12 protein-coding genes are annotated in these 19,444 nt (G+C 36.5%); 11 read left to right on the top strand and 1 reads right to left on the bottom strand.

Annotated elements, in window-relative coordinates; genetic code table 11:
- Positions 1-22: 22 nt before the first annotated feature.
- The 11 genes from BM084_RS10125 (at position 23) to BM084_RS10075 (ending at position 19,083) form a co-directional block, all read left to right on the top strand.
- Positions 23-2,251, top strand: coding sequence for a patatin-like phospholipase family protein (locus tag BM084_RS10125; RefSeq protein WP_075325209.1), 2,229 nt, complete (start codon positions 23-25; stop codon positions 2,249-2,251).
- A 220-nt stretch (positions 2,252-2,471) separates the two neighbouring features.
- Positions 2,472-3,638, top strand: coding sequence for a homogentisate 1,2-dioxygenase (locus tag BM084_RS10120; RefSeq protein ID WP_093304595.1), 1,167 nt, complete (start codon positions 2,472-2,474; stop codon positions 3,636-3,638).
- Positions 3,639-3,677: 39 nt separating this feature from the next.
- The gene (gene hppD / locus BM084_RS10115) at positions 3,678-4,820 is read left to right on the top strand and encodes a 4-hydroxyphenylpyruvate dioxygenase (protein WP_093304593.1); all 1,143 of its coding nucleotides are present in this window, start codon (positions 3,678-3,680) and stop codon (positions 4,818-4,820) included.
- A 299-nt stretch (positions 4,821-5,119) separates the two neighbouring features.
- Positions 5,120-5,899, top strand: coding sequence for a DUF3108 domain-containing protein (locus BM084_RS10110; protein WP_093304591.1), 780 nt, complete (start codon positions 5,120-5,122; stop codon positions 5,897-5,899).
- 3 nt (positions 5,900-5,902) lie between these two features.
- Complete coding sequence (locus BM084_RS10105; RefSeq protein WP_075325205.1) at positions 5,903-6,871, top strand: tryptophan 2,3-dioxygenase family protein; 969 nt, start codon at positions 5,903-5,905, stop codon at positions 6,869-6,871.
- A gap of 4 nt (positions 6,872-6,875) precedes the next feature.
- On the top strand, positions 6,876-8,120 hold the full coding sequence (locus tag BM084_RS10100; protein WP_177195691.1) for a M23 family metallopeptidase: 1,245 nt from the start codon (positions 6,876-6,878) through the stop codon (positions 8,118-8,120).
- Between the two features lie 114 nt (positions 8,121-8,234).
- Positions 8,235-9,866, top strand: a complete 1,632-nt coding sequence (gene pgi, locus BM084_RS10095; RefSeq protein WP_093304587.1) for a glucose-6-phosphate isomerase — start codon at positions 8,235-8,237, stop codon at positions 9,864-9,866.
- Between the two features lie 189 nt (positions 9,867-10,055).
- Positions 10,056-12,602, top strand: a complete 2,547-nt coding sequence (locus tag BM084_RS10090) for a TonB-dependent receptor (protein WP_075325202.1) — start codon at positions 10,056-10,058, stop codon at positions 12,600-12,602.
- 10 nt (positions 12,603-12,612) lie between these two features.
- The gene (locus BM084_RS10085) at positions 12,613-14,325 is read left to right on the top strand and encodes a hypothetical protein (RefSeq protein WP_093304585.1); all 1,713 of its coding nucleotides are present in this window, start codon (positions 12,613-12,615) and stop codon (positions 14,323-14,325) included.
- Between the two features lie 102 nt (positions 14,326-14,427).
- Positions 14,428-16,065 (top strand): Ig-like domain-containing protein, encoded by a 1,638-nt coding sequence (locus tag BM084_RS10080; protein ID WP_075325200.1) that lies wholly within the window; start codon positions 14,428-14,430, stop codon positions 16,063-16,065.
- A gap of 270 nt (positions 16,066-16,335) precedes the next feature.
- Positions 16,336-19,083 carry a TonB-dependent receptor gene (locus tag BM084_RS10075; protein ID WP_093304583.1) on the top strand — a complete coding sequence of 916 codons (2,748 nt, stop codon included), beginning with the start codon at positions 16,336-16,338 and terminating at the stop codon, positions 19,081-19,083.
- A gap of 144 nt (positions 19,084-19,227) precedes the next feature.
- Here BM084_RS10075 and BM084_RS19615 read toward each other — a convergent pair.
- A partial coding sequence (locus BM084_RS19615; RefSeq protein ID WP_143083646.1) for a transposase occupies positions 19,228-19,444 on the bottom strand: 217 nt, incomplete at its 5' end.

Genomic DNA, 19,444 nt, shown 5'->3' with positions numbered 1-19,444 from the left:
TTTTGCGCAATATAAATTACAAATGAAAAAACTACTGCTTTTACTTTTTCTGTTTGTAATGCTTCCGGGAATTTCCCAGGAGCAGGAAGATTTAAAAGTTGGGCTGGTTTTAAGTGGTGGTGGTGCAAAAGGCCTGGCTCACATTGGTGCGCTAAAAGTGATTGAAGAAGCCGGGATTAGAATAGATTATATTGGGGGCAGCAGTATGGGCGCAATTATTGGCGGTTTGTATGCTTCAGGTTATACGGCACACGAGTTAGATTCAATTTTTCACGAGACTAATTTTAATATTTTAATTCAGGATAATATTCCGCGTAGCGCAAAATCTTTTTACGAAAAGGAAGATGCCGAAAAATATGCCATTAGCCTGCCTTTTGATGATTTTAAAATAGGTTTTCCCGCAGGACTTTCCAGGGGGCAAAATATCTATAATTTAATGTCCCAGCTTACCATGCATTTGGGAAATGTAGATGATTTTGAAGAATTACCTATTCCGTTTTTTTGTGTTGCTGCCGATGTGGAAACCGGGGAAGAAGTGATATTAGACGAAGGCTCTTTTGCGCAGGCGGTTTCTGCCAGTGGCGCAATCCCTTCTATTTTTAGTCCTGTAAGTTTAAATGGACGGTTGCTAACCGATGGTGGGGTTGCCAATAATTATCCCGTAGAAGAACTTAGAAAAAGGGGTGCTGAAGTGATTATTGGCGTAGATGTGCAGGATAGCCTGGTAAATAAAGACGATTTGCGCAATGTTTTTGATATTCTTGCTCAAATAAGCAATTTCCGGACAATTAGTGATATGAAGGAAAAAATTCCTAAAACCGATATTTATATCAAACCAGATATTAGTCCATTTTCAGTATTGTCTTTTGAGAAAGGAGAGGCAATTATAGATTCGGGAAGGGTGGCTTCGCTAAAAAGAAAAGATGATCTGGAAAAGCTGGCTGCACGCCAAAGCACGGGTCCGCGCAATATTGTAATTCCAGAGATGGATACTTTGCAAATAAGTACGCTTACTTTAGAGGGTAATAATAATTATCCGCGGTCTTATATTCTGGGAAAATTAAGATTGAATTACTTTACAGATTTCACCTTTAAAGAGCTCAACGAAGGGATAAATAACCTATCTGCTACCGGGAATTTTAACCGAATTAATTATAGGTTAATTCCTAATAACGACGACCAACTTTACACTTTAAGTCTGCAAATAGAGGAAAGTAAAAATAAGAGCCTGCTAAGATTGGGAGTGCATTATGATGAACTTTACCAAATTGGTGCCCTTATTAATTTTACTCATAAAAGTTTGTTATTTACTAACGATGTAACTTCTTTAGATGTGGTGGTGGGAGATCAATTTAGGTATAATTTTGACTATTATATAGACAAAGGTTTTTACTGGAGTATTGGTGTTAAATCACGATATAATAATTTTGATTATCCGGTTTCTTTTGATTTTGCCAGTGAAAATGCCGAATTGCAGGATATTGGGGTAAACAGGATAGATATAGATTACCGCGATTTTACCAACCAATTTTATGCGGAAACTTTATTTAAGCAGGTTTTTTCATTCGGACTGGGAGCCGAACATAAATTTTTAAAAATTGCTTCTGAAACTTTAAATAATCCCAATCCTGAAATAAGCGATACCCGCCTTTTTGAAAACAGCCATTATTACAGTGCTTTTGGTTATTTAAAATACGATTCTTACGATAACAAATACTTCCCTTCGCGCGGTGTTTATTTTGATGGGAATTTTCATCTTTACTTGTTTTCTTCAGATTTTAATAATGATTTTTCTGAATTTTCTATTGCAAAAGGAACTTTGGGTTATGCTTTTTCTCCCATCAATAGATTTTCTACCCGAATTGTCACTGAAGCAGGATTCAAAATAGGAAACGACGGTGTAAACACGCTGGATTTCTTCCTTGGAGGATATGGAAATAACCTAATCAATAATTTTGTTCCGTTTTATGGGTATGATTTTATAAGCCTGTCGGGAGATAGTTACATAAAAGGACTCGTGGAATTTGATTATGAAATTTTCAGAAAAAATCATGTGATTGCAAGTGCGAATATTGCCAATGTGGGCAATAAATTATATTCTTCTGGAGATTGGTTTACCATGCCAGATTTTACCGGCTATGCCCTTGGTTACGGCATAGATACTTTTATAGGTCCTTTAGAGGTAAAATATACCTATTCTCCCGAAATCAAGTCCAGCCAATGGTTTTTTAGCCTTGGTTTTTGGTTTTGAGGTATTCAGAAAAAATTCTATTTTTCAAATAATCACCTACATTTTCTGATGCTAATTTATCTACAGAAGTTTGCTTTTTTGCTACAGGTTTTTAGAGATGTTTTAAGAATGTTTCCTTAAAAATTCCCGATATTTGTTTTAAAGTAAAATAACACTGAAAAAAATAACAAATTCTCAATATTCTTTTAGAAATTGGGGGTTGAATTAAAAATATCAGATTATGCCTTTTTATCATAAACTCGGTAAAATTCCTCATAAACGCCATACGGTTTTTAAAAAACCAGATGGCAGCCTTTATTACGAACAGCTTTTTGGAACTATTGGTTTTGACGGGATGTCATCTAATCTCTATCACGAACACCGGCCAACGCAGGTAAAAGAAGTTAAAGGAAGTTATAGTGTAAAACCAAAAATTGCTTCAGAAAACAATATAAAATCTTATCGTTTTAAAGGTTTTCAGATAAAACCGAATCCCGATTATCTTGAAAGCCGAAAAGTGGTTTTAACCAATAGTGATGTAGATATCACGCTGGCTTCTCCACAAGGTTCTACAGATGATTATTTCTATAAGAATTCAGATTCAGATGAATTGCTTTTTATCCATAAAGGAAGCGGAAAATTAAGAACACATCTTGGAAATCTTGATTTTAAATACGGCGATTATTTATTAATTCCGCGAGGAACTATTTATAAAATTGATTTTGACGATGAAGACAATCGCTTATTTATTGTAGAATCCAGAAGGCCAATTTATACGCCTAAACGTTACAGAAACTGGTTTGGGCAATTGCTAGAGCATTCTCCATTTTGCGAGCGGGATCTAAGACAACCGCACGAATTAGAAACCAATGACGAAAAAGGAGATTTTTTAATTAAAATTAAAAAGCAGGGAGAAATATTCGATATGGTTTACGCTACGCATCCATTTGATGTAGTAGGTTATGATGGCTATAACTATCCGTATGCTTTTTCAATTCACGATTTTGAGCCAATAACGGGAAGAATTCACCAACCGCCACCGGTGCATCAAACTTTTGAGACCGATGCTTTTGTGGTGTGCAGTTTTTGTCCGCGTAAATACGATTATCATCCAGAAAGTATTCCGGCGCCATATAGCCACAGTAATATAGATAGCGATGAGGTGTTATATTACGTAGATGGTGATTTTATGAGTAGAAACGATATTGAAGCCGGCCATATTTCGTTGCACCCGGCGGGAATTCCGCACGGGCCGCACCCGGGAGCCGTAGAACGAAGCATTGGCCAGGTAGAAACCGAGGAATTAGCGGTTATGGTAGATACTTTTAAGCCCTTAATGCTTACCGAAGATGCAATGGAAATTGCCGATGAAACCTACCATAAATCCTGGTTGGATGAAAATCATTAAGACTTATAATTAGAAATATTAGCAATAAAAAATATAAAAATGAGTACTGATAATACATCACTTAAATTAGAAAAGGTAATGCAGGATGCTGAAGATTTTCTTCCAATCCTGGGAACCGATTTTGTTGAACTTTACGTAGGTAACGCAAAGCAGGCAGCTTATTACTATCAACATGCCTGGGGTTTCCAGCCTGTGGCTTATTCAGGTTTGGAAACAGGTAGAAAAGACAGCGTTTCTTATGTGCTTCAACAGGGAAAAATAAGAATTGTACTTACTTCGCCGCTTCAGCCGGAAGGCGATATTAATGCACACATTAATAAGCACGGAGATGGTGTGAAAATGGTGGCACTTTGGGTAGACGATGCCAGGAAAAGTTATGAAGAAACCACCAAAAGAGGTGCTAAATCTTATGTGGCACCTTATGAAATGGAAGACGAACACGGGAAAGCTGTGATTTCAGGAATTCATACTTACGGGGAAACCATTCACTTGTTCGTAGAACGAAAAGATTATGAAGGTCCATTTCTTCCCGGGTATAAAACCTATGCTACAAAAGTGCAGGCAGAAGATACAGGCCTAAAATACATAGACCATATGGTGGGAAATGTAGGCTGGAACGAGATGAACAAATGGGTAGATTTCTATGCTAAAGTAATGGGCTTTGCACAAATGGTGTCTTTTGATGATAAAGATATTTCTACAGATTATACGGCCCTAATGAGTAAGGTAATGAGTAACGGAAATGGTAGAATTAAATTCCCTATTAACGAACCTGCAGAAGGAAAGAAAAAATCTCAGATAGAAGAATATATAGATTTTTATAATGGAGCAGGAGTGCAGCATATTGCGCTGGCTACAGATAATATTATTGAAACCGTCACTCAACTTAGGGATCGTGGGGTAGAATTCCTGTATGTTCCCGAGACTTATTATGACACTTTATTAGATAGAGTGGGGAAAATAGATGAAGATCTAGAACCATTAAAAGAACTTGGGGTATTGGTAGATCGTGACGATGAAGGTTATCTTTTGCAGATATTTACCAAACCGGTTTTAGACCGTCCAACAATGTTTTTCGAGATAATTCAGCGAAAAGGAGCCCAATCTTTTGGAAAAGGGAACTTTAAAGCACTTTTTGAAGCTATTGAGAGAGAGCAGGATTTGCGAGGAACCTTGCAATAAATTTTAAAATAACTTAATTAACTAAAGTTTATAGTTAAAAAATTAAATTACTGAAAATTTTTGTGTTAAACTCAACTTTATGGTTGCTATAACTCTATTAAATACGGACTTTTGCGCTCGCATTTTTGGAGTGGTTACCAATAATGTATTTAATTTTTCATAATTTAAGTTTTAGTTGGTTAATAAGACAAAAACCCCGTCATTAATTTGATGGGGTTTTTTGTTTTAATACATTTGGAATAGAAATTGTAAATATCCATAGCCCAAGCACTCTGTAAATCAGTATTCAAAAATTTGGTATGAAAAAAAGTATATTTACAATATTCCTTCTACTTTTAACAGGCTTCGCACTTCAGGCTCAATCTCAAAAGGCATTTGGCGCGGGCGAATGGTTTAAATTCCGCATACATTATGGCCCTTTTAATGCAAGTTTCGCCACTTTAGAGGTAGATGAAACCAATATAAAAGGCAAACCGGTTTATCATATTGAAGGGAAAGGGAAATCTACCGGATTACTGCACTGGTTTTTTAAGGTAGATGATAATTATCAAACTTATATAGATAAACAAGACGGGAAACCTTATAAATTTATTAGAAAAATAGATGAAGGGGGTTATACCAAAGACCTGGAAATAGACTTTGATCATAGCGATAATAAGGCATTCGTTTTTGATAAAAAACACAACGAAAATCATACCTATACGACCAAGCCGAATGTTCACGATATGTTATCGGCATTTTATTATATTCGCAACAATATTAAAAACGACGAACTTCGCCCTGGAGATGAAATGCGCCTCAATCTATTTATAGATGATGAGAACATGGATTTTAAACTAAAATTTTTAGGCCGGGAGGTTATAAAAACCAAGTTTGGTAAGGTGGCTACTTTAAAATTCAGGCCGTATGTTATGGCCGGCAGGGTTTTTAAAGAAAAAGAAAGTCTTACTTTTTGGGTTAGTGACGATGCTAATAAACTGCCTATTAAAATTGAAGCAAATCTCGCAGTTGGATCTTTAGATGCCGATTTAGATGAATATAAAGGCCTAAAGCATCCGTTTAAAATAATTATGGAATAATACATGGAAATTAAGCCGGAAATTGCAGAACGTATTTTTGCATTAGAGGAAAAGTTTAAAAATTCAGGTCAGGATTTGGCTTCCTATTTAGATGGACTTTTATATGATAGGTACCTTACGTATTGGGATTATTTAAGTATAGACACTTTGTTAAGTCTGCAAAAAACCTTAACCCATTTTCCAGACGAAAAAATCTTTATTTCTTACCATCAAATTACCGAACTTTATTTTAAGCTCATTATCCATGAGCAGAAGCAAATAATTGAGGCTGAAGCTCCAGATGCCGGTTTTTTAATTGAAAAATACAATCGTTTAAATCGTTATTTCAGGATTCTAACCGATTCTTTTGATGTGATGATTAAAGGAATGGAAAGAGAGCAGTTTCTTAAATTTAGAATGTCTTTGTTGCCTGCCAGCGGATTTCAATCTGCACAGTTTAGAATGATAGAGCTCTATTCTACTCCTTTAGAGAATTTGGTTTCATTTAAAATTAGAGAACAATTTTCTAAAGAAAGTAGTTTAGAAGATTTGTACGAAAATATTTACTGGAAAAAAGGTGGTATCGATTTAAAAACGGGGGAGAAAACCTTAACCTTAAAACAGTTTGAGAAACGCTATACTGCGCGTTTTCTTAGAATAGCTTCAGAATATAAGGGGAGAACCCTTTACCATAAATATCAACAACTTCCAGATTCGGTTAAAAATAATAAGGGATTAAAAGAAGCATTACGTAATTTTGACGCCAATGTAAATATAAATTGGCCCCTTATGCATATGGGTGCTGCTTACAGATATTTAAATAAGGATAAAGAAACTATTGCTGCTACCGGAGGCACAAATTGGAAAGAATTTTTGCCGTCGGGATTTCAGAGAGTTAGTTTTTTTCCTTATTTATGGAGTGAAGAAGAATTAGAAGATTGGGGCAAAGAATGGGTGAACCATATGTTTAACACACAGAAAGAAAATTGCTAAAAAATTGAAGAAAATAAGTTTCCTACTGGTATTGATGTTGGCTTTCACAGCCTGTGAAGATGACGCAAAAGAAACCGCCCTTAATGAAGAAAAGGTAGAAAAGAAAGTGCCTAAACCTGTTGAGAAAGAATTCGGGTTTATCCTGGATAATTTCGAAGTTGTAAATGGCACTGTGGAATCTGGAGATAGTTTTGGCTATATTCTAGATCAACACGGGGTAGATCGCGGCAGGATTTACCAGATTTCAGAAAAAGTAAAGGACACCTTTAATTCCGCTAGAATTACTGCCGGGAAAAAATATAAAATTCTTAAAGCCAAAGATTCTGCTAATACCCCACAATTTTTCATTTATCAACATGACAGGGTTAATTATACAGTGCTGGGAATTGGTGATAGCATTAGTGTAGAGCGAAAAAAGAAGCCGGTAAGTGTAAAGAGAAGAGAAGTGTCTGGAGTAATTACATCTTCCCTTTCAGAAGCCGTTCAGGCGCAGGGTTTAAGTAATCTATTGGTTTATGAACTTTCAGATATTTACCAGTGGAGTATAGACTTTTTTAAACTTCAGAAAGGCGATCAGTTTAAAATGATTTATTCTGAAAAATATATTGATGATACCATTTTTGTGGGGATTGAAAATGTTAAAGCCGCAGTTTTTAAACACGGTGATAAACCTTTTTATGCATTTGAATACGAAACCGATTCACTAACCGGGCAACCCAGTTTTTATGATGAAGAAGCAAAGGCACTACAAAGCTTCTTTTTAAAAGCACCATTAAATTATAGCCGAATTTCTTCCAGATATACTAAAAGAAGATTTCACCCGGTTCAAAAACGATGGAAAGCGCACCTGGGAACAGATTATGCTGCGGCCCATGGAACGCCAATTGTAAGCACTGCCGATGGAACGGTAATCGCTTCCAGTTATACTTCCGGAAACGGGAATTATGTAAAAGTGAGGCATAACGATAAGTATACCACGCAGTATTTGCATATGAGTAAACGAAATGTGCGTAGTGGCCAAAGAGTAAAACAAGGCGATGTTATTGGTTATGTGGGGAGTACCGGTCTTGCTACAGGTCCGCATGTGTGCTATCGCTTCTGGGTTCACGGGAAACAGGTAGATCCTTATCGCCAAAATTTACCCACTGCAAAACATATAGAGCCCGAGCATAAGGAACAGTATTTTGCCGCCATAGAAGATTTAAAAACTTCGCTGGATAAAATTCCTTATAAAGAATATAAAAAATAGGTTCCAATAGGAACATCCTTAATATTAGAGTGAAAAGATTGGTTCAATCTTAAATCACTCATTTTAAATAAAAATTAAAAGTTTTAGGCCAAGGCCAGGAAAAGAAAAATTTAAATGAAAAATATAAATCCAACCCAAACAACAGCCTGGAAAAAATTAGAAAAGCATTTTAACGAAGTGCAGCAACTGCAGTTAAAAGAGCTATTTGAAAAGGATACTGAAAGGGCTTCTGCATTTACCATTGCCTGGGAGGATTTTTACCTGGATTACAGCAAAAACCGAATAACTAACGAAACTCGCGATTTACTTCTTGAGCTGGCTAAAGAATGTGAGCTGCAATCGGCAATAGACTCATATTTTAATGGAGATGCGATTAACAAAACCGAAAATCGCGCAGTCTTACACACGGCATTAAGAGCTCCTGCTGGGTCTGAAATTACCCTGGATGGTGAAAACGTAGTGCCTGAAGTGCAGGAAGTAAAAGAAAAGATCAGGAAATTTTCTGAAAAAATTATTAGCGGCGAGAAAAAAGGTTTTACCGGGAAAGCATTTACCGATGTTGTAAATATTGGGATTGGAGGTTCAGACCTTGGTCCGGTGATGATCACAGAATCGCTTCAGTTTTATCAAAACCATCTTAAAGTTCATTATGTTTCTAATGTAGATGGGGATCACGTAAACGAAATCTTAAAAAATTTAAATCCTGAAACTACTTTATTTCTTGTAGTTTCAAAAACCTTTACTACCCAGGAAACTCTTTCTAATGCTACCACAATTAGAAATTGGTTTAGAAAAACTGCTCCGCAGGAAGCAGTTGCTGAACATTTTGCGGCAGTTTCCAGCAATTTAAAAAATGTTGAAGAATTTGGGATCGCTATAGAAAATGTATTTCCTATGTGGGATTGGGTTGGCGGTCGTTTTTCTTTATGGAGTGCGGTTGGACTTTCTATAAGCCTGGCAGTAGGTTATAATAACTTTGAAGCTTTATTGAATGGTGCCCATATGATGGACCAACATTTTAAAACTTCAGATTTTAAAGAAAATATTCCTGTACAATTAGCTATGCTAAGCATTTGGTACAACAATTTTTATGAAGCAGAAAGTGAAGCGGTAATTCCTTATACACAATATTTACACAGGCTTCCCGCATATTTGCAGCAGGCAATTATGGAGAGTAATGGTAAAAGTGTAGACAGAAACGGTAAAAAAGTTGATTACCAAACTGGAACTCTAATTTGGGGTGAGCCAGGAACCAACTCCCAGCATGCTTTCTTTCAATTAATTCACCAGGGCACTAAACTGATTCCTGCAGATTTTATAGGATTTAAAAAATCCCTGCACCAAAATGAAGATCACCACAATAAATTAATGGCTAATTTCTTTGCACAAACCGAGGCCTTACTTCAGGGGAAATCTAAAGTCGAAGTAAAACAGGAACTCGAAGCCCAGGGATTATCCAAAGATGCGGTAGAAAAGTTATTACCATTTAAAGAATTTGATGGGAATAAACCAACCAACACATTGCTTATAGATAAACTTACTCCTGAAAGTTTAGGAAAACTTATCGCGATGTACGAGCATAAGATCTTTGTGCAGGGTGTAATTTGGAATATTTTTAGCTATGACCAGTGGGGTGTGGAATTAGGAAAGCAACTTGCAAGTAAAATTCTTGCGGAAATCGAAAGCAAATCTCCAGATTCTCATGATTCTTCTACTAAAAATCTATTAACCTTCTTTTTAAAGTAATAATTCTAATTTTGTTAACAAAATGTTGAGATCAATAGGCCTCAACAAATCAATTAGTTAAAATTTTGTTTTAGTTTTGCGGCGGAACAGATGTTAAAGTTAATTTCTTAACATTCCAGTGATACTGGCCTGTGAGTATTTAGCTTTTTTTGCATCGAAATTTAAACTCAAAACAAACAAATTTTAAGCATGAGGAAATTATTACTCCTGGCCTTGGTTTTAACTTCGGCCACAATTTTTGCTCAAGGAACTCTTACCGGAACGGTAATCGATTCTGAAATGGATGGTCCCCTGCCCGGTGCAACCGTAATGGTAGAGGGAACAAACAATGGAACTACCACCGACTTTGATGGAAATTTTTCTTTGAATGTAGATTCAAATTCAGGAAAAGTAAAAGTTAGCTTCGTTGGGTACACTACAAAAACTTTAGATTTTAACCTTACCAATGGTACGCAGAATTTAGGTGAAATAATCCTTAATGCTGATGCAGGTGCTTTGGAAGAAATTGTAATAACAAGTTTTTCTCTGGCGATAGATAGAAAAACACCGGTTGCGGTTTCTACTATTAAAGCAGAGGAAATTGAATTAAAATTAAGTAACAAAGAATTCCCTGAGATCTTACAATCTACACCCGGTATTTTTGTTCACAAACAAGGTGGTGGATTTGGAGATGCAGAACTTAGATTAAGAGGTTTTGATTCTGAAAACGTTGCGGTAATGATTAACGGTGTTCCGGTAAACGACATGGAAAACGGGAATGTTTACTGGAGTAACTGGGCCGGACTTTCAGATGTTACTCAAACTATGCAGGTGCAAAGAGGTCTTGGAGCTTCTAAAGTAGCTGTACCTTCTATTGGTGGAACTATAAACATTGTTACAAAATCTACTGATGCCGAAGAGGGAGGAAGTATTTTTGCAACAACCGGTAATGACGGTTATCAAAAATATGGCGGAACAGTTTCTACAGGGTTGTTAGATAATGGTTTTGCCGCTACAGTTTCTTTATCTAAAACTACTGGTAACGGGTACGTAGATGGAACTGAGTTTGAAGGTTACTCTTATTTTGTAAACCTTGCAAAGAAATTTAATGAAGATCATGAATTATCTTTTACAGCTTTTGGAGCACCCCAAGAACATGGGCAAAGAGAAACTTCTCATTTAATTGAAACTTTTCGCCAAAGTGAAAGAGGAAGAAAATTTAACGGAGATTGGGGTTATTTAAACGGTGAGGTTACTCACGTACAAGATAACTTTTACCACAAGCCTCAAATGTCTTTAAACCACTACTGGGATATTTCAGATAAAACTGAATTATCTACAGCTTTGTACGCATCTTTCGGTACAGGTGGTGGCGGTGGCTACGATGGGGCTGCTAACCTAAGAAGTATCGATTCTCCATATAGAAATGGATATCTACAGCCTTTTAATTTAGATTTAGTAGTAGATGAAAACGTGGCAAACGGCGCGCTTGGTTCTGAAACTATTCTGTATAACTCAAGAAACGACCATAACTGGTATGGTGCACTTTCTACCTTAACTACAGAAATTACTGAAGATATAGATTTATTAGCCGGTATAGATCTTAGGTATTACAAAGGAGAACATTTCCAGGAAGTAAAGAATCTTCTGGGTGGTACTTACTGGTTAGACGATAGTAATGCTAACAACCCGGTAAATGTTGCGCAGGTAGGAGATAAAATTAACTATCATAATGATGGCTTGGTACATTGGGAAGGTGGATTCCTTCAGGCAGAGTACTCTAAAGACGATCTTTCTGCATTTATCTCGGGAGCTGCTTCAAATACTTCATATAAAAGAATTGATTATTTCAATTACCTGGATTCTGATAACCTTCAGGAAACAGATTGGGTAAGCTTTTTTGCACCAAGTATAAAAGGTGGAGCAAACTATAACATTAACGACACACACAATGTTTTTGCAAATATTGGTTATTTTGAAAGAGCACCTTTCTTTGACCAGGTTTTTCTAAACTTTGTTAATGATGTGAATGATGAAGCTGAAAATCAAAAGATATTCAGTACCGAAATTGGGTATGGGATTAGAAGCTCAAAATTTAGAGCTAACTTAAATATTTATAGAACGAGTTGGCAGGATAAACCTTTCACACAAACTATTTTCGATACTGAATCGGGTGAGAATTATACGGCTAATATCCTTGGGGTAAATGCTTTGCACCAGGGTATTGAATTCGACTTTAGTTTTAAACCTATAGATAATCTTACTATTAACGGTATGGCTTCTATTGGAGACTGGAAATGGGATAGTAACGTGCAGGATGTAATGATCTTTGATGAAGAACAAAACCCAATTCTTGAAGAAGGAATAGATCTTTATCTTAAAGATATTCCTGTAGGAGGTAGTGCGCAAAATACCTTTGCACTTGGTGGAGACTACGAAGTACTTCCTGGAACGATTATTCGTGCTAATTGGAATTATGTAGATAAGCTTTATACTCAATTCGATATACTTGGCGTGAGCTCGGGAGATGATTATGAGCCCTGGGAAATTCCATCCTACGGACTGTTAGATGCTGGCCTTACTCATAAATTTGAGTTTGGAGGTTTTGAAGCTACTTTAAATGGTAACGTAAATAACATACTGGATACCGAGTATGTAAGTTTTGGTTTTGATGGCTCTAACTCTAATGCAGAAACTGCATCGGTATGGTACGGGTTTGGTCGTACATATACCGTAGGAATGAAAATAAATTTTTAAAAACATAGAGATGAAAAATACTTTTTACCTTTTAATGCTTTTCATAGGGGTCGCCATCACGGGTTGCGAGCCTATGGAAGACATCCATAATGACATTGATGAGAAAATCAGCAATGTTGAGGGGTCTATGGACTATACCCTGCAAGAAGAAGACTATACCGATAATCTTGGTTTAAGTTTTACTAGCTTTGACTCTGAAGACGATGCACGCGAATTAATTCCTGCACTATTATCAGATCTTTATCCTGCTTTGGGAAAAAATTCTTCAGTAAATGTAACTTTTAACGTTTATGACCCAATTAGGGTAGAAGAATATGTGGTTACAGCAACAGATTATGAAGCTGTTGGATTAACTGAAAATTATTTTTCAGGAATGGTAGATATTGTAGATTTTCTTGAATTTCAATTTACTCAGGCAGAAGAGGGAGATTATGTAGAATTAACTTATAACACTCTTGCCGATGAGGAAGTTTATATGCTTACTGATGCAGATTTCAGTTTAATTGGAGATGAGTTTGAAGATGATTATCCTAATCCGGCATCAAGTGTTAAGGAGCATGGAAACTTTGAAAGAAGAGAAACCAATGATGCGTACTGGAGTAGCGAGATGATTCTTGAAGCGATTAATGAGGTGCTTTTAGAAAATATAGACGGCGTAGAGGGTCAAAAATATAACGTATCCTACGATATATATAATGGAAGTGCAGGGACCGAAAGTATGACGGTTCAGTTCAATGGAAATGCCTATGTAGCTGTAGGAGGAACTCCTTATGAACTAACAACCGATGATTATGACCTGGCTGGTGCAGAATTAGCTGAAGCATATCCCGATCCTGCAGGAAATGCAGCGCAATATCACAGTTTTGCTAAAGATGAGGATAGTGATGACTACTGGAGTATGGATATGATTTTAGAAGCTTTTAATATTGTTTTAAAAGAAAATTTTCCTGATGCAGTAGATGGAGATAAATTTGAAGTAAGTTATGATGTATATAGCGGCGGTGTTTCTACCAAATTACAGGCTGTTATTTTACAAGATGGCACTTATGTAATAGATGAAAGTGCTGCAGTATCTACTATTGAAGAAACAAAGGTATTTGCTTTTACTAACAATAGTTGGAATACTCCGCTTATACTGGAAGAGGAAGATTATACCGAAATGGGGCAGAGTTATCCAAACTTTGACGATGAGGATGAAGCTATTTATAAACTGGCTATTTTCTTAGAAAACCGATTTCCTTATGCTCAGGATGGTGATTTTGTAGCCCTTGGTTACGATTTCTACTCTGGCGAAACTACTAGAGAATATGCTAATTTCGTTTTTGAAGATGGTGAGTTTAATTATATTCCAAGTGTAGTAGAAAGTAGCCTTCAGTTTGGAAATGATGGTACACAATGGGTTCCAGACAATACAATTAGATATTCTCTTAGCGGGGCAGACTATGGAATTATAGCTTCTGCTTTAGAAGACGATTACGGAAATCCGGTAGAAAGTATGGAGAATTACTCTAACTTTGATAGAAGAGAAGGTAATTCGGCTTACTGGAGTGATGAAATGTTATTGGAAGCTATGCAGGCACTGCTTAACGAAATTGCACCAAATGCAGAAGTAGGTCAGCAGTATGTGTTAACTTTCGATATTTATAACGGTACAAATACTACCGAGTCTTTAAGCCTAATTAAAGATGAATCTGGAACCTGGGTTCTTAATAATGAAGAGTAAATTTCAGATTTCATAAAAGTATAAACCTCTTATCGGTCAATGCCGGTAAGAGGTTTTTGTTTATAGAATAATTATCAAATTTCAATTTTTTAAAATTTTTAAATGAAAAAGTTTCTTTTTTTAGCTTCAACGATCCTCTTTTTTGCAGGATGTAGTAGTGACGACGATGTTAGCCCGGTAGTAAATCCGGAAACTAAAAATCCTGTTGCGACAGCCGATGCGGTGTCAACTTCAGAAAATGAAGAATTAAAAATAGCAAAAGATTTTTTGCTTGAAAATGATGAAATTGTAGATCTATCCCGAATCAGTGATTTTGATTCTGAAACTACCGAAGGTGGTGAGGTTGTAGATAATCGTGACGGAACCTTTTCATATTTCCCACCAGAAGATTTTCAGGGAGAAGACAGTTTTTCCTATGATTTGTGTGTGCCTGGAAGCCAGGATCGTTGTGCTTCGGCAGTAGTTACTATTGCTGTTGGAGATGCCGGTTCTCCTGTTGCCGAAGATGATTCCTATGAGACCAATGAAGGAAGTGAACTTCGCATTAACAATCATTTATCTAACGATAATTTGATAGATAATGCCGAATTAAGTTCTGTTAACAGCGACGATACCGCTGGTACGGTAGTATTAGAAGATGATGGCAGTATAACTTATACTCCTGCTGAAGGTTTCTCAGGAGAGGATACTTTTACTTATACTATTTGCGATAATGATGAGGAAGCCGAGTGTTCTACAGCTACGGTTACTATTAATGTGATAGATGAAGGTTCACCTGTTGCTGCAGATGATACTGTAGTAATTGATATGAATACATCAGAATTTACTATTAATAGTTTACTAAATAATGATGAGGTTGTAGATGACGCCGAAATCACTTCTATAGACGATACAGACACTCGCGGAGCGTTAACTTTAAATGATGACGGAAGTATATCTTATATTCCTGAAGTTGGATACCTTGGTGAAGATACTTTTACCTATACACTTTGCGATGACGACGAAGAGGCAACCTGTTCTACCGCTACAGTAACCCTAACCCTTGTAGACCCTGTTAGTTTCAATATACCTTCAGAACTGGAAGATTATTATGATGGTCTTGCGATTTCTCAAAACGAAGATCTTAATTATAAGGTAATTTCAGAACTTACCAATGAGATGCATACTACCATTCTTTCTTATGGTCAGCGCCACGATTATCTCTATAATGCCGATGAAGATTTGGAAAATGAAGATAATGTAATTCTAATTTATTCTGGTGAAAGTAGGTATTGGGAAGAATATTCTTCAGGAAATAACTCATACTCTCCCCAAACTTTTAATACAGAACACGTTTTTCCACAATCACTTTTGGTTAGTGAGATAGCTCGTACAGATCTACATCATTTAAGAGCTGCAGATGCAGATGTTAACGAATTACGTTCAAATAATCCATATACAGAGGGTGGTGGAGATTACGATTCTGTAGATGATACTGCTTTCTTTCCAGGTGATGAATGGAAAGGAGATGTAGCACGTATGATTCTTTATTTAAATGTGCGTTATAATGAAGATATTAGTAAGGTTGGAAACCTGGAACTTTTCCTTAAATGGAACAGGGAAGACCCGGTTTCGGCTTTTGAAATACAAAGAAATAATGTTATAGAAGGAGCCCAGGGTAACCGTAATCCATTTATAGACAATCCATACCTGGTGACCCTTATTTGGGGTGGCGATGCAGCTGAAAATACCTGGGAATAATTTAATTTATTTCTTATTCTTAAAAACCAGCCTATAGAGGCTGGTTTTTTGTTTTAACTAAACTTAACTTTTTTAACAGAAAATGGTTTATTCTCTATCATTTCTAATTTTTTTATCTCACTAAAATTTAAGTTGTTAAGAGATAAATTGTTTCTATTGTATAAAAGTTAAAGTTAAAAACCTTAACAATCAGATAAACTTAGCAGACGATAATTTGAGTTCTTTTGCAGTGATTTTAAACTCAAAAAACAAACAACTTAAAACTCAAAAATGAGGAAATTACTCGCATTAGCGTTGTTTCTAACATCAGCTACAATTTTTGCTCAGGGAACTCTTACCGGAACGGTGATTGATTCTGAAATGGACGGTCCCCTTCCGGGTGCAACCGTTATGGTAGTTGGTACTAACAATGGTACTACTACAGACTTTGATGGAAATTTTTCTTTAGATGTAAAAGCTGCTTCGGGGAGAATAAGCGTAACCTTTATTGGTTATGAAAGACAAACCATTAACTTTAATATAACTGGTGGTGCTACACAAAATTTAGGGACAATTACTTTAGGTCCAGATGCCGATGCATTGGCCGAGGTGGTAATTACCGGTATTGCCGATTTAGCTAAAGATCGTGAAACTCCTGTGGCTGTTTCTACCATTAGAGCTGCCGAAATTCAGGAGAAATTAGGTTCGCAGGAATTTCCTGAAATTTTGAACAACACGCCTTCTATCTACGCCACCAAACAAGGAGGTGGATTTGGAGATGCCCGTATTAATATTAGAGGGTTTGACACTAATAACTCTGCGGTAATGATAAACGGTGTGCCAATTAACGATATGGAAAATGGTTCGGTTTATTGGAGTAACTGGGCTGGTTTAAGCGATGTAGCTTCGGCTATTCAGGTTCAAAGAGGATTAGGTTCTTCTAAATTAGCGGTATCTTCTGTAGGTGGAACCATCAACGTGGTAACAAGAGCCGCAGATAGATCTGAAGGTGGATTTGTAACAGTTATGACGGGTAATGATTCTTACTTAAAGACTGTTGCTTCTTATAACACGGGTCTAATGGAAAGTGGTTTTTCTACAACTGTATTATTAAGTCAAACTCAAGGAGACGGCTATGTTGACGGAACCGAATTTCAGGGGTACAACTATTATTTAGGTTTTGGATACAGACCTAATGATACTCACGATTTTCAGTTTACAGTAACTGGTGCACCACAATGGCACAACCAACGTAGCAGAAGTAGCTCGATTGATGTTTATCAACAATATAGTGATAATGAAGATCCAAATATAAAATATAATGAAAACTGGGGTTATAGAAATGGAGAAGAGTTTTCTTTTACCAGAAACTTCTACCACAAGCCAATTATGTCTTTAAACTGGGATTTCGATATTAATTCTGCCACTAAACTTTCTACTTCAGCTTACGCTTCTTTTGGACGTGGAGGTGGAACCGGAGAAATTGGTACTATAAATGGAAGAAGACAATTTGCGCTTCCAAGAACCGATAATGGCTTAATAAGAGTAGACGATATTTTTGCTTACAATAGTGGGCAGGCCGTTCCAGACTTTGGAAATGACGCTAACCCAGAAGGACAGAGAACACTTACCGATGGTATTTACCTTAACCAGGGTAATGGAGATAGGTCTTCTGCTAACGGAATTACAAGAAGAGCTTCTATAAACTCTCACAACTGGTTTGGTGTGTTATCTAACCTAAGTAACCAGTTAACAGATGAGCTTACTTTAGATGTAGGTGTTGATTTAAGAACTTACAAAGGTATTCACTATAGAAGAGTTAATAATTTAATGGGAGGTGACGCTTATTTACAAACCGATAACGTTAATAATGATCCCAATCCTGTACAACGTCAAACGTACGATGCAGATCCTAACTTCTGGGTATTCTCTGATATTGATTCAGAAAAAAAAATAGATTATTATAACGATGGTTTAGTAAGATGGGCCGGTACTTTTGGACAGTTGGAATATACAAATGATATAATTTCAGCATTCGTTCAGGGATCTATCTCTAACCAGGGCTTTAAAAGAGTTGAGTATTTTGGAGAACTTGAAGGTAGTCAGGAAACCGATTGGGAAAATATAATTGGTGGAAATATTAAAGGTGGTTTAAACTGGAATATTGACGAAAGACATAACATTTATGCAAATGCAGGTTACTATTCTAAACAACCTCTTTTTGATGCAGTGTTCATTAACTTCGGAAATAATTTAAACCCAGATCTTCAAAACGAACAGGTAATTGGTACCGAAATTGGGTACGGTTTTAGATCCAGTTTCTTTAGTGCGAACGTGAACCTTTACAGAACTTCGTGGGCAGATAGATTTGAAAGTACAGGAGCTGTATTTAATGCAGAAACGCCGCAGGAAGTTAGAGGTACTGCAAATCTTTATGGAATTACCCAGGTGCATACTGGTTTTGAATTAGACTTCACCGGTAGAATTTCAGATAAATTAAGATACAATGGGATGATGTCTATTGGTAACTGGGAATATCAGGATGATGTTGAAACAGCATATTTTGATAATGATCAAAGCCCTATCTTAGATGAAAACGGAAATCCACAAACTGCAACTTTAGCTTTAGATGGTGTAAAAGTTGGAGATGCTGCACAATTTACTGCCAGTCTTGGAGCAGATTATACCATTATAGAAGGTTTAAGAGTAGATGCGAATTACAGGTATGTAGATAATCTTTATGCTGACTTTGATGCTACTGATGCTTTAGGTGAGGAGAATTTTGAAGCTTTAAAATTACCTTCGTTTGGATTGGTTGATGCAGGTGCTTCGTTTAGATTGCCAATTGGGCAAAATAACAATAACCTGAACTTTAGAGTTAATGTAAATAACGTATTTGATACAATGTACATTTCTGAAGCTGATACCAATCTTTTAGCGGGTGCTGGTGATGAAACGTACCAGGGAATTAATGTTAATAACAGGGTGTATTTCGGATTCGGAAGAACCTGGAATGCGGGAGTTACTTTTAACTTCTAAATAAAAGAGATTAATTTTCGATAAAAAGAGGCCGTCTAAAAAGTATTTAGATGGCCTTTTTTATTGATAAAAGTTTTTGTGAGAGAAGTGCTTCTTCTTTTGTAGATATTCTTAATGATAAAAAAAGGCAAGGAAGCCCCCTTCCTATGCTATACTGAATTTTCTTAAGTTGTGCGCCATAGCAATTAACCCTATTTCAGTAGTTACTTTCTCCATTCCCCGAAGCATAAATCGCTTGAAGCCCATATTTTGCTTGATATTCCCAAAGACGGCTTCCACATCCCAGCACCGACGTTTACGATGTGCTATTCCCGCTTCACTTAATAGTAGGTTCCTGGCTTTTTCCTTGAGACGGATCAGG

The sequence above is a fragment of the Salegentibacter agarivorans genome (assembly GCF_900113135.1).
In the GTDB taxonomy this organism is placed as follows: Bacteria; Bacteroidota; Bacteroidia; order Flavobacteriales; family Flavobacteriaceae; genus Salegentibacter; species Salegentibacter agarivorans.
This window is presented reverse-complemented; position numbering and strand designations above follow the sequence as displayed.